At 64.9% G+C, this 12,079-nt stretch carries 12 protein-coding genes; 3 read left to right on the forward strand and 9 right to left on the reverse strand.

Translation table 11 applies throughout. The features are described from left to right. On the reverse strand, positions 1-444 hold a 444-nt coding region (locus VF515_11640), incomplete at its 3' end, for a DUF4336 domain-containing protein (GenBank protein ID HEX7408286.1). Positions 445-514: 70 nt separating this feature from the next. Between VF515_11640 and VF515_11645 the strand changes: the two genes are divergently transcribed. Next, positions 515-811: a type II toxin-antitoxin system mRNA interferase toxin, RelE/StbE family gene (locus VF515_11645; GenBank protein ID HEX7408287.1), complete on the forward strand. Its 297-nt coding sequence runs from the start codon at positions 515-517 to the stop codon at positions 809-811. Then, on the forward strand, positions 808-1,053 hold the full coding sequence (locus VF515_11650) for a type II toxin-antitoxin system prevent-host-death family antitoxin (GenBank protein HEX7408288.1): 246 nt from the start codon (positions 808-810) through the stop codon (positions 1,051-1,053). The genes VF515_11645 and VF515_11650 overlap by 4 nt, the downstream gene beginning before the upstream one ends. A gap of 351 nt (positions 1,054-1,404) precedes the next feature. Here VF515_11650 and VF515_11655 read toward each other — a convergent pair whose 3' ends face one another. From VF515_11655 to VF515_11685, 7 genes are all read right to left on the reverse strand, one after another. Then, positions 1,405-1,623, reverse strand: a complete 219-nt coding sequence (locus tag VF515_11655; GenBank protein HEX7408289.1) for a hypothetical protein — start codon at positions 1,621-1,623, stop codon at positions 1,405-1,407. A gap of 191 nt (positions 1,624-1,814) precedes the next feature. Next, entirely contained in the window at positions 1,815-3,146 is a 1,332-nt protein-coding gene (locus VF515_11660) for a sigma-54 dependent transcriptional regulator (GenBank protein ID HEX7408290.1), read from the reverse strand. A 1-nt stretch (position 3,147) separates the two neighbouring features. Beyond that, positions 3,148-6,153: an ATP-binding protein gene (locus VF515_11665; protein HEX7408291.1), complete on the reverse strand. Its 3,006-nt coding sequence runs from the start codon at positions 6,151-6,153 to the stop codon at positions 3,148-3,150. 28 nt (positions 6,154-6,181) lie between these two features. After that, on the reverse strand, positions 6,182-6,754 hold the full coding sequence (gene kdpC / locus VF515_11670; protein ID HEX7408292.1) for a potassium-transporting ATPase subunit KdpC: 573 nt from the start codon (positions 6,752-6,754) through the stop codon (positions 6,182-6,184). A 25-nt stretch (positions 6,755-6,779) separates the two neighbouring features. Then, positions 6,780-8,837 carry a potassium-transporting ATPase subunit KdpB gene (gene kdpB / locus VF515_11675; protein ID HEX7408293.1) on the reverse strand — a complete coding sequence of 686 codons (2,058 nt, stop codon included), beginning with the start codon at positions 8,835-8,837 and terminating at the stop codon, positions 6,780-6,782. A gap of 130 nt (positions 8,838-8,967) precedes the next feature. Next, positions 8,968-10,695, reverse strand: coding sequence for a potassium-transporting ATPase subunit KdpA (gene kdpA / locus VF515_11680; protein HEX7408294.1), 1,728 nt, complete (start codon positions 10,693-10,695; stop codon positions 8,968-8,970). A gap of 11 nt (positions 10,696-10,706) precedes the next feature. Beyond that, positions 10,707-10,796 (reverse strand): K(+)-transporting ATPase subunit F, encoded by a 90-nt coding sequence (locus tag VF515_11685; protein HEX7408295.1) that lies wholly within the window; start codon positions 10,794-10,796, stop codon positions 10,707-10,709. A 670-nt stretch (positions 10,797-11,466) separates the two neighbouring features. Here VF515_11685 and VF515_11690 point away from each other — a divergent pair. Beyond that, entirely contained in the window at positions 11,467-11,754 is a 288-nt protein-coding gene (locus VF515_11690; GenBank protein HEX7408296.1) for a nucleotidyltransferase domain-containing protein, read from the forward strand. A gap of 10 nt (positions 11,755-11,764) precedes the next feature. Here the strand turns inward: VF515_11690 and VF515_11695 are convergent. Beyond that, the coding region (locus VF515_11695) for a tRNA-dihydrouridine synthase (GenBank protein HEX7408297.1) at positions 11,765-12,079 on the reverse strand (315 nt) is incomplete at its 5' end.

Below are 12,079 nucleotides of genomic sequence, written 5' to 3' on the forward strand. Positions count from 1 at the left end.
GATGAGCGTGCGGCTCGCGCGGTGAAGGAAGACGACCTCGTTCTCGTATGGACGCCCGCGGAAGAAGACCTGATCCACCTCGTCCTTCCACTCGGCGGGCGCTTCGTCGCCGAGCACTGCGACAAACACCAAGTCGGGACGCTTGCGCTCGAGCCCCGGCGCCACCCACAGCCGCGCCTCCGGATAGGCCTCGGCCACCTCGCCGGCGTGAAGGTGGTGGACTCGATTGGGGGCCACGGTGAAACGGACGCGGCCGATCGAATCAAGCTCTCGACGCAGTCCGGGGTCGAGCGACACCGGGGAGTGCAGCAGGAGGCTCCCGTCTGCGAGGCGAATCACGGTCATGCGCGTGCCCACCTCGATCCCGTAGAAGCGCTGGGGCCGCTCCGCGATCCCGATGTTCTTGCTCAGCTCGTACAACGGGGTGCTAGGCTGGCGCATCATCGCTCACCGGCTGATGCCCTGGTTCGGCCTCCCACTTGATGGTGTAGCATAATCATGACAAGATTCTGCGATGAGGCGCTACGAGCTTGTCCTCAAGCGCAGTGCGATTGCGGATTTGGACCGTCTGCGGAAGTATGATGCGACGCAGATCGCTGACGCAATGGAGAAGCACCTGACCCACGAACCGACGAAGGAGAGTAGAAGCCGCATCAAGAGACTCAGGGGTGTCAGTGACCCCGACTACCGCCTCCGTGTGGCCGACTACCGGGTCTTCTACTCGGTCCGCGGACAGGAGCTGCGGGTAGAAGTGCTTCGGATCATGCATAAGGACGAAACGCGGGAATACTATGAGGAGCGGGAACGATGAAGATTGCGCCCATGGGAGAAGTGCGGAACAACTTCGCCAGGTACCTGGCGGCTGCTGAGGAAGAGCCTGTCTTCGTGACAAAGAATGGGAAGATCGCCGCCGTGATCGAGCACATCGAAGACCGTGGCATCGAGGACTACCTCCTTGAGAGGAGCCCACGCTTCCGCAAGATGCTGGACAGGGTCAAGCGGCGGCGGAGCTCCATGTCTTTAGCCGACTACCGCAAGTCCCGCGGAGTCTGATCCATTTCGCCTGCCGAACGACTTGACGATGAGCCGCGCGCCTCTTCTGGCGCGTCGGTCTCGATCGCCTTGGTTAGGGTCTGCGCCGCCGCTGTGAAAGGAGCCGGTCGTAGTCGGCGTGCGAGCCAATCCAGTACCACACGATTTCGTCTTCGGCTCGGACTCCGACTGCACGATAGCCACCGGCCATGCGCACGGACCAGATTGGCTCCGACGGGTGCACCTTCTTGAAGTGCAGCGTGGGGTGATGCGGGTTCTGCTTGAAGAGCCGGTATGCACGGCGGGCTTGGCGTTTTATGTCTGGTTCAAGGTCCCCAAAGGAGCTTCGAAACCGCGCGGTAGTCCGCGAGATCACAGCGTGTCCGGGTCTAGCGCCTTGGTGCGTCCGGCGCGATGTTCCGCGAGGGCCTCCTGGGCGAGTTCGCTGAGCACGTCTGTGGATCCGGCAAACAATTCGTCCCAGCGGCGCTCGGAGGCCAGTTCCGCTAGCACGGCCTGGGCCAGCGCATCCTGGTCGTCGTCAGGAAGTTTCGCCGCCTCCGCGAACGCCTTCTCTAGGAGCTTGGTCATGTCATCGCCTCCGAGCAGTACTCTACCACAACCTTGGCCTCGATGGACCCTAACGGTTCGTTACTCTTGGTTTAGGACGCTCGCTTGTCCGCCACCTTCAGCCCTCCGCTGTTTTCTGGCCGAACAGGCGGTCAGGATGAGCGGGGTGTGCGGCCCGACGGGTGTCGGCTCGGCAGATCCGGCGCGACGCCTCACTCGATGCCGTAGCGCTTGCGCTTGCGCCACAGGGTGGTGGCGTTGATGCCGAGGCGGGCGGCGGCCTCTTCTAATGTTCCGGCATCGGCCAACACTTGCTCGATGTGGCGGCGCTCCATGTCTTCGAGCGAGAGCGGGGCGGCTGGCGCTACTTGCGCCGCCGGTGCCGGGGCGAGGAGACGATCGGGCAGGTCCTCGGCTCGGATCAGCTCGCCACGGGCCAGCACGACCGCGCGCTCGAGCGTGTTCACCAGCTCGCGGACATTCCCTGGCCAACCGTACGACGTGAGCGCCCGACGCGCATCGTCGGCGAGCTGAAGGGTGTTGCGGCGGTAACGTGCGCAGACCCCTGCCAGCACGTGGTCGATCAACGCCGGCAGATCCTGCACGCGCTGGCGCAGCGGCGGAATCCGGATGGCCACGACGTTCAGCCGAAAGAAGAGATCCTCCCGAAAGCGCCCGGCGCGGACATCCGCTTCGAGGTCCCGGTTGGTCGCCGCAATGATCCGCACATCGATGTCGATGGTGTCGCTGCCGCCGACCCGCTCGAAACGGTGCTCTTCGAGAAAACGCAGCAGCTTGCTCTGCAGCTCCCCCGGCAACTCCCCGACTTCGTCCAGAAACACCGTGCCGCCTTGCGCCGCTTCGAGACGTCCCGGCTTGTCTTTCCACGCCCCCGTGAACGCGCCTTTCACATGACCGAACAGCTCGCTCTCCAACAGATGCTCGGCCAAAGTGGTGCAGGCGATGGTGACGAATGGCCCGTGCGATCGCGGACTCCACGAGTGCGTGGCGTTGGCCAGCACGTTCTTCCCGGTGCCGCTCTCTCCGGTGAGCAGGATCGTGACATCAGACGCTGCGGCCTGCCGCGCCGTGGCGAGTGCTCTTTGCATGGCGGGGCTCGCCGATTCGAGCAACCCGGGCTCCTGCAGCGCCTGCCGCAAGGTCCGGTTTTCACGCCGCAGCTCCCGCACTTCCAGAACGCGGTTCAGCAGCAGCCCGACATGATCGAGCGAAAAGGGTTTGACCAGGTAATCGTACGCCCCGGCGCGCATGGCTTCGACCGCCTGCTGTACGGTGGCATACGCGGTCATCAGCACCACGAAGGTCTCCGGCCGCTGGCGCCGGATCTCGCGCAGCAGCGCCAGCCCATCCATTTCGGCCATGCGGACGTCGGAAAGCACGACGTCGAACTCATGCTGCGCCATGGCGTCGAGCGCCGCGGCCGCGTCGGCCGCCACCTCTGTCGTATGCCCGAGACCGCGAATGTAGGTCGCCAGGTGCGTGCGGATGTTTTTTTCGTCGTCGACGATCAGAATGGCAGCCATCTCAACCCTTCGGCAGCTCCAGTGTGAAACGGCTGCCCCGCCCGATTTCGCTCTCCAGGTGGATGCGGCCGCCGTGCGCTTGCACGATGTCACGGACGATGGCCAGGCCGAGCCCGGCCGCGCCGATTTCGCCGGCCTCCGCCAGCTGCGCAAACGGCTCGAATATGCGCTGGCGCTGCTCGGCCGGGATACCGGGCCCCGTGTCGGTGACCGACACCATGACCCGGCCGTCCTCGGACACGGCATCGACTTGTACGCTGCCGCCGGCGGGTGTGTAGCGCAACGCGTTGGAGAGTAGGTTCGACACGGCCCACGTCAGCTTCGTCGGATCGCCGACGATGGTCAAGCCCGCGGGTGGAATCGTGGCCTCGACGGTGATGCGCTTTTCCTGCGCCTGCAGGGTGAAGATCTTGATCGCGCGCCGGATGGTGTCTCCGAGGTCGACGTTTTGCCGCTGGAGGGCGATACTCGTGGCCCGGATGCGGGAGACGTCGAGCAGCCGCTGCGCCACGTCGTGCAAGCGCCCGACGTCCTCGCGTGCCGCCTCCAGCAGGGTGCGCTGCTCGAGGGTCACCGCCGGCTGGCTGCGCTCCAGGAGGTCGAGGGCCATGCTCAGCGAAGTGAGCGGAGTGCGCAATTCGTGCGACAGCGTGGCGACGAGTGACTCGCGGCGCGCCTCCTGATCGCGCAGGAAGGTGACGTCCTGCAAGCCGAGGATGAGCCCCGCATGCGAACCGTCACGGGCACGGAACGGTGTCGGCCGCAGGACGTAGTAGTGGTCGCGCCCGCGCAGGAAGATCGCGATGTCGATACGCTCGCCTTCACGTTCCGGATGCGCCAGGAACTCACGCACGGCGGCGCGCAAGCGCAGGTAGTGCGGATGGCTCGTGCCCAGATCCTCGAAACGCTGTCCCAGGACCTTCTCGTGCTCGAAATCGAGGATGGCGCACGCGACCTCATTCATGTGCACGACCACACCGGCCGGATTCAGGACGATGAGCCCGTCCTCGATGGCTTCGATCACCGCTTCGGTCTTGGCCTTCTCTTCGAGGACCACGTCGACGCGGGTGCGCTCGATCGAGATCGCCGCCTGACGCGCCAGTGCTTCCAGCAGTTGCCGCTGATCGAGCGGCATCACGCCATCGGGACTCGGCAAGTGCAAGGCCAGCACACCGACTGCACCGCGTGCCGTGTGCAGCGGCACGTACAGCCATTCGCCGCCGGGGAGTGTGTCGGTACCGCGTCCCGCCGACTGGTTGTGTTCCCACACCCACGTCGCCGCTGCGCGCCCGGCATCGGACAGTTCGGTTCCCGGCGGCTGCGCGGCGCGTGCCACCAGGTGCCCGCCATCCAGCAGCAGTACGATCACCTTGGCGAGAAATTGCTCGGCCACGTGCCGCACGATGATCGGCAGCAGGTCGTCGATGCCAACGGCACCGGCAAGCAGACGGCTAAACGCGTACAGGGCAGCAGTGCGCTCGGCGCGCCGGCGGGCAGCCTCCGCCTGGTCGCGAGTCCGCGCGGTGAGATCGCTGATCAGGATAGCGACCGCCAGAAATACCAACAGCGAGAGGATGTCCTGAGGCTTTGTGACGGTGAAAGTGTAGATCGGTTGCACGAAAAAGAAATCGTAGACGAGCAAGCTCAGAAACGCGGCGGTGATCGATGGGCCCAGCCCGCCGATGACGGCAGTGAAAAGCACCCCGGCGAGGAAGACCAAGGCCGGGTCCAGGAGTGACAGCCACAACTGCAGTATCTTGGCGATCACGCCCGCCGCCGTGACGCTGGCCAGAGCTGAAAGGTAGCGCCTCAACTGCATGGGTCGTGGCCTGAACGGCTCGCGAGCGCGTTTGACAGCTCGGTCGAGCTCGGCGGAGATGATCCGGACGTCGATGTTACCGCTGCGACGGATGATGTTGTTCACCGGTGAGCCGCGCCAGAGTTCCTGCCAGCGTGACCGCAGCGGCTTGCCGAGGATCAGCTCGGTGGCGTTGCGCCGTTCGGCGTAACGGACCAGCTCCTCGCCGACGCGCTCTCCAGGGATGCTGACGGCCTCACCGCCGAGCTGCTCGGCCAGCCGCAACACGCGCGCCACCCGCCCGCGCTCGGCCTCGGGCAAACGGTGGAAGGCCGCGGTCTCGACGAAGACGGCGATCCAGTCCGCATGCCGCCTCTCCGCCATGCGGCAGGCCGCCCGGATGAGGCGTTCCGAAAGCCCGCCGCCGCTGATGCACACCATGATGCGTTCGGTGACGGGCCACACGCCGGGGATGGCGTGTGCCTGCATGTAGACGCGCATCTGGTCGTCGACGCGCTCGGCGGTGTGGCGCAGCACCAGCTCGCGCAGCGCCGTCAGATTTCCGGGGCGGAAATAGCCGCGGATGGCCCGCTCGGCCGCCGCCGGCATGTACACCTTGCCTTCGCGTAGCCGCTGCAGCAGATCCTCCGGCGTGACATCGACCAGCTTCAGCTCGTCGGCGCGCTCGAAGAAGCGGTCCGGGACGGTCTCCCGCACCTGGATGCCGGTGATTTGTGCGACGACGTCGTTCAGGCTCTCGAGATGCTGGATGTTGACGGTGGTGTAGACGTCGATGCCTGCCTCGAGCAGCTCCTCAATGTCCGAGAAGCGCTTCGGATGGCGGCACCCCGGGGCGTTGGTGTGTGCCAGCTCGTCCACGAGCACCAGCTGGGGGCGCCGCTTCAGGATGGCGTCGAGATCCATCTCTGCCAGAACGGTGCCGCGATACTCCACGCGCCGGCGCGGGATGACCTCCAAGTCGCGCAGCAGCGCTTCGGTCTCCACACGCCCGTGCGTCTCGACGATGCCGACGACGACATCGAGCCCCTCGCGACGACGCTCCTGCGCCGCTTCCAGCATGGTGTACGTCTTGCCGACACCGGGCGCCGCGCCGACAAAGATCTTGAGGCGGCTGCGCTCTTCTTTTGCCGCCGTCTTGAGCAGCGCCTCAGGCGAGGGCCGCTGTTCATCTGCCGGAATCACACTCACGGTGACCTATGCTCCATCGCATAGTCTCTCACCGGGCTGCCATCTCGTCCAGTGCCAGATTGAGCCGCAGAACGTTGACCCTGGGCTCGCCGAGGAGACCGAGCTGCCGGCCCTCGGTGGAACGGCGAACGAGGGTACGGATCCGTTCTTCGGGCACGCCGCGCTCCCGTGCCACGCGCGGCACCTGGAACTCGGCGGCGGCGGGCGTGATGTGCGGGTCGAGGCCGCTGCCGGACGTGGTCACGAGATCGACCGGAATTGCCGCCGTCCGGCTCTCGTCGCGGAGCTGCGCAACCGCCTGCGTGACACGCTCGATCAGCCGATGATCAAGCGGTCCGAGATTCGATCCACCCGAGGAGGTCGGGTCGTAGCCTGTGTCGCCCGCGGCCGATGGCCGCGGGTGGAAGTACCGCGCGTTGCTGAAGCTCTGCCCAATCAGCTCGGAGCCGATCACGCTACTGTTGCGGACGAGCAAGCTGCCGCCGGCCTGGTAGGGAAACAGCAGGTGGGCGAGAGTCGTCACCAGCGACGGATAGATGAGACCGGTCACGATGGTCAGCATCACCGTCATGAGTACCGCGGGTCGAAGTTGGGAGCGCATACGAGTCACCTCCATGGGTTGTTGGTCACGCCCAGCCCAAGGCCGTGACCAACAGATCGATGACCTTGATGCCGATGAACGGGACGACGAGGCCGCCGATGCCGTAAATGAACAGGTTGCGGCGCAGGATCGCCGCGGCTCCGAGCGGCCGGTACTTCACCCCACGCAAAGCCAGCGGGATGAGGGCGATGATGATCAGGGCGTTGAAGATGATGGCCGACAGGATGGCGCTCTGCGGCGTGCCCAGTCGCATGACGTTGAGCGCGTTGAGCTGCGGATAGGTGGCCACGAACATCGCTGGAATGATGGCGAAGTACTTGGCGACGTCGTTGGCGATGCTGAAGGTCGTGAGCGAACCGCGGGTGATGAGGAGCTGCTTCCCGATCTCGACGATCTCGAGCAGCTTGGTCGGGTTGGAGTCGAGGTCGACCATGTTGCCCGCTTCCTTGGCCGCCGACGTTCCCGTATTCATGGCGACGCCGACATCCGCCTGCGCCAGCGCCGGCGCATCGTTGGTGCCGTCCCCGCACATCGCCACCAGCTTGCCTTTCGCCTGTTCCTGACGAATGAGCGCCAGCTTGTTTTCCGGCGTGGCCTGCGCCAGGAAGTCATCGACGCCGGCCTCGGCGGCGATGGCCGCTGCGGTCACCGGGTTGTCGCCGGTGATCATGACGGTGCGGATGCCCATGTTACGCAGCTCGGCGAAGCGGTCGCGGATGCCGCCCTTGATGACGTCCTTCAGGTGAATCACGCCGAGCAGCCGCTCGTTCTTGGCGACGGCCAGCGGTGTGCCGCCCGACTTGGCGATGCGGTCGGCGATGGTGGCCAGTCCGGGGGGCGGTTGGAAATGCTTGCCGTTCTTCGAGGCGACAAAAGCCAGGACGGCGTCGACTGCGCCCTTGCGAATCTCGGCGCCGTCGAGATCGACGCCGCTCATCCGCGTCTGCGCGGTGAAGGGAATGAAGTGTCCGCCAAGATCAGCAACCTCGCGCGCTCGCAGGCCGTAGCGTTCTTTCGCAAGCACGACGATCGATCGCCCCTCGGGTGTTTCGTCGCTCAGCGAGGCCAGCTGCGCGGCGTCGGCCAGCTCGTGCTCGGTGACGCCGCTCACGGGCACGAACTCGGTCGCCATGCGGTTGCCGAGCGTGATCGTTCCTGTCTTGTCGAGCAGCAGCGTATCGACGTCGCCGGCGGCTTCGACCGCGCGACCGGACATTGCCAAGACGTTGTACTTCACCAGGCGATCCATTCCCGCGATGCCGATGGCGGAGAGGAGCCCGCCAATGGTAGTGGGGATCAAGGTCACCAGCAGTGCGATCAGGACGGTCACCGAGATCGTGGTGCCGGCATAACTCGCGAACATTTCGATGGTCGCGGTCGCCAGCAGGAAGATGATGGTCATGCCGACCAGAAGGATGCTGAGCGCGATCTCGTTTGGGGTCTTCTGGCGCCGGGCGCCTTCGACGAGGGCGATCATGCGGTCCAGAAAGGTCTCGCCCGGGTTCGAGGTGATGCGGACCTTGATCCAGTCGGACAGCACGCGGGTGCCGCCTGTGACCGCACTGCGGTCGCCGCCGCTCTCGCGGATGACCGGCGCCGATTCGCCTGTGATCGCCGATTCGTCCACCGAGGCGATGCCTTCGATCACATCACCGTCGCCTGGGATGTTATCGCCCACCTCGACGATCACGACGTCGCCGCGGCGCAGGCTGGCTGCCGACACGAGCTCGTAATCCGAACGCTTCCCGTCGCGCAAGCGCTTCGCCATGGTTTCCGTCTTGGTGCGCCGCAGCGTGTCCGCCTGGGCCTTGCCGCGCCCTTCGGCGATCGCTTCGGCGAAGTTGGCGAACAGCACGGTGAACCACAGCCAAGCGGCGATCTGCCCGACGAAGGCGGGCTGGGCGTGCGGGCCGCCGGCGAGGTCGCGCACGAAGAGAATGGTGGTCACGGCGGCCACGACCTCGACCACGAACATGACGGTGTTCCGCACCAGCGTGCGTGGATTGAGCTTGTAGAACGAGTCGATGATCGCCCGTTGGACGATGGCGCGATCGAATAGCGAGAGCGTGGTTGCCTTAGCCATGATCAGCACTCATTGCGGCAGGCACAGAGGCCTGCCTCCACTTGAAATTTTGCCAAGGGTGTCGCCGGTCCCAGTGGAGGCAGCCGTGTGTGGCTGCCGCTTCAGTGGTCAGATCCATTTCTGCAGCTCCTCAGAGAGTTTTGCCTGCGACCATCATCAGGTGATCGACGATGGGCCCGAGTGCGAGGGCCGGGAAGAAGGTGAGGCCGCCGACGATGAGGATGATGCCGACGAGCAGGAAGACGAAGAGCAGGCCGGTGGTCGGGAACGTGCCGGCGGACGGTGGGACCACCTTCTTGGCGACCAGCGAGCCGGCCACCGCCATGATCGGAATGATCATGAGAAAGCGGCCGATCAGCATGGCGAGCCCGAGCGTCAGATTGTAGAAGACAGTGTTGCCGCTGAGCCCGGCGAAGGCGCTCCCGTTGTTCCCGGTGGCCGAGGTGAAGGCGTACAGAATTTCGCTGAAGCCGTGCGGGCCTTTGGCGGCCGGTCCGGCCAGACCGGCGGGATGCACACTGGCGAGGGCCGAGAAGCCGAGAATGCTGGCCGCGAGAACCAGGATCGCGAGCATCGACATCTGCACCTCCTTGGCCTCGATCTTCTTTCCGAGATACTCCGGCGTGCGGCCCACCATCAGGCCGGCGATGAACACCGCCAGGATGGCAAAGATGAGGATGCCGTACAGGCCGGCGCCGGCGCCGCCCACAATGACCTCGCCCAGCATGATGTTGACCAGCGGTACCAGCCCGCCGAGCGGCGTGAAGCTGTCGTGCATGCCGTTCACCGCTCCACACGACGCGTCCGTCGTGACGGTGGCAAAGAGGGCGGTGTTGGCGATGCCGAAACGGACCTCCTTGCCTTCCATGTTGCCGCCGGCCTGCGTCGTCCTGGCGGCCATGTCGACGCCGAGCGGGCGGAGCAGAGGATTGCCGCCGGCCTCGCTCCAGTAAGCGATGGCGACGCCAACAAAACACAGGACCGCCATGGCGCCGAGAATGGCCCAACCTTGTCGCTGATCTTTCACCATGCGGCCGAAGGTGTAGGTGAGCGGTGCGCCGATGGTGAAGATGGCGAGCATGGCGAGGAAGTTCGACAGCGGCGTCGGGTTCTCGTACGGGTGCGCCGAGTTGGCGTTGAAGAAGCCGCCGCCATTGGTTCCCAGCTGCTTGATGGCTTCCTGCGACGCCACCGGCCCCTGCGGGATGACCTGCTCCGCGCCCTCGACCGTCGTGGCGTGCGTGTACGCGTTGAGGTTCTGCGGCACCCCTTGCCAGACGAAGATCAGCGCCAGCACGAAGGAGAGCGGGAGCAGTATGCGCAGCGTGCAGCGTACCAGGTCGACCCAGAAGTTGCCGATCGTCTTTCCCGAATGGCGCGCGAAGCCCCGCACCAGTGCGATGGCCAGGGCGATGCCAGTCGCCGCGGAGACGAAATTGTGGAACGTCAAGCCCGCCATCTGGACGAGATAACTCATCGTGCTCTCGCCGCTGTAGTTCTGCCAGTTGGTGTTGGTGGTGAAGCTCACGGCCGTGTTCCAGGCGAGATCGGCCGGCACGGCGGCCAAACCCTGCGGGTTGAGCGGCAGGATGCCCTGGAGCCGTTGCAAGAGGTAGAGCAAGAAGAGGCCGGCGAAGTTGAAGAGCAGCATCGCCACCGTATACGTCGTCCAGTGTTGTTCTTCGGTGGGATCGACGCCGCCGACGCGATAGATCAGACGCTCGATGGGGCGAAACACCGGGTCGAGAAACGTCGGCTGACCCTCCATCACGGAGTAGAAGTAGGCTCCGAGCGGCCGCACCAGCAGAAGCAGGAGTCCGAAGAAGAACAGAATTTGCAAAATACCGTTCGCGGTCATCATCGACTCCGTCAGAATCGGTCCGGACGCAACAGGGCGTACACCAGGTAGATCAGGAGCCCGACGGTCACGAGTCCACCCAGCACGTAGTCAAGTGTCATTGTCAGAGCCTCTCGCATCCGTAGACATAGAGAATCGATACCACCGCAAAGAGGACGGTCAGGACCACAAAGAGGACATCGTACATTTCTCGCGTCTCCTTACACTCTCGGCGGGCAGGTGCCAGCTTATGCCTAGTGCAGCCTTCATGCCACGCGGCCGATGCTGCTCGGCGGACAATTCAAGTGCTCAAACTCGGTGACCTTCCAAAATGCAGTATGCGCCAATGCATTCCGCAACAATGTACGGAAGGTGCGGTGCGACAAGCTCCAGCTCAGAGACCCGTGATCCCCTGCTGCCGGAATTCGATGTGTGGCAAACGCCCCCTCCCGATCCGCTCACAAGCAAACCCAAGACGAGGGTCCGCCCTTGAGATGGCGAGGGCTGCTCATCGGGTTGCGGGAAAAGCCAAATGGTCCCGTGACTACGAGTGTCGTGGTCGAGGCCAATTCAGTTTGAAGAAACGCGTGAGCTTGTCCGTGCCCGCTTGGCACCGATCCCGTGCCGCTGGGCAGCCCGGATGCCAGGGAGCAGCGACGGCCGCTTCCTATCGGAAGTCCAATCAAGCGCCGCACAGGGCACTGCGCCATGGCTCCACGCCCAGTGGCGCGGGAAGGAGGAGCCCGAGGAGGGAACCACCGCGTGGTGCCCTCCTCGGATCTGGGCCGGCGGATGAATGGAACACTCCACCATGGTGCTCGCGGCCCGCGTGTGGCGTCTCACGCCAGCTGTCTATTCGGCTCCGTATTGACGGATGATTTTCGGCCAGACAGTGACGTCGACGTGCTCGTCGACTTCGAGCCTGGTCAGGTGATCGGCTTCCGCATCTTCGATATCGAAGACGAGCTCTCGCAAATCCTTGGCGGTCACCGGATTGATCTTGTCAGGAAAAAGTATCTCAATCGCCGGCTGCGCAATCGCGTACTCGCAGGGGCAGAAACCCAGTATGCAGAAAGATGACCTGGCCTTCCTACACCCCACCGGCGGTGTGCCCGCCAGGGAAGTTGTCGTGGACCATGCTGCGGAAGTGGGCGGCGTCAGCGGCGCGGTTGAGGGCGTCGCGGAAGGCGCGCGTGCCGGGCGCGGCTGGGAGATAGCGGCAGGCGAACTTGCGCATGTAGATGGTGCCCCACGGGTCGCCGTAACGGTCGACCATGGCGGCGTGATGCCTGAGGAGCGAAGCCTTCTGTTCGGCTGCGGTGGGTGCCGGAGGGATCGGCTCGCCCCGCAGCGCCGCCGTGATCTCGCGGAACACCCACGGCCTGCTGAGCGCGCCGCGTGCCAC

This window comes from Candidatus Binatia bacterium (assembly GCA_036382395.1).
GTDB lineage: Bacteria > Desulfobacterota > Binatia > HRBIN30 > HRBIN30 > JAGDMS01.

Excerpts from the sequence above, each read along its gene's own strand:
- VF515_11645 (HEX7408287.1), top strand. The coding sequence starts at position 515 with ATGAGGCGCTACGAGCTTGTCCTCAAGCGCAGTGCGATTGCGGATTTG.
- VF515_11650 (HEX7408288.1), top strand. The coding sequence starts at position 808 with ATGAAGATTGCGCCCATGGGAGAAGTGCGGAACAACTTCGCCAGGTAC.
- VF515_11655 (HEX7408289.1), bottom strand. The coding sequence starts at position 1,623 with ATGACCAAGCTCCTAGAGAAGGCGTTCGCGGAGGCGGCGAAACTTCCT.
- VF515_11660 (HEX7408290.1), bottom strand. The coding sequence starts at position 3,146 with ATGGCTGCCATTCTGATCGTCGACGACGAAAAAAACATCCGCACGCAC.
- kdpC (HEX7408292.1), bottom strand. The coding sequence starts at position 6,754 with ATGCGCTCCCAACTTCGACCCGCGGTACTCATGACGGTGATGCTGACC.
- kdpB (HEX7408293.1), bottom strand. The coding sequence starts at position 8,837 with ATGGCTAAGGCAACCACGCTCTCGCTATTCGATCGCGCCATCGTCCAA.
- kdpA (HEX7408294.1), bottom strand. The coding sequence starts at position 10,695 with ATGACCGCGAACGGTATTTTGCAAATTCTGTTCTTCTTCGGACTCCTG.
- VF515_11685 (HEX7408295.1), bottom strand. The coding sequence starts at position 10,796 with ATGACACTTGACTACGTGCTGGGTGGACTCGTGACCGTCGGGCTCCTG.
- VF515_11690 (HEX7408296.1), top strand. The coding sequence starts at position 11,467 with ATGAATGGAACACTCCACCATGGTGCTCGCGGCCCGCGTGTGGCGTCT.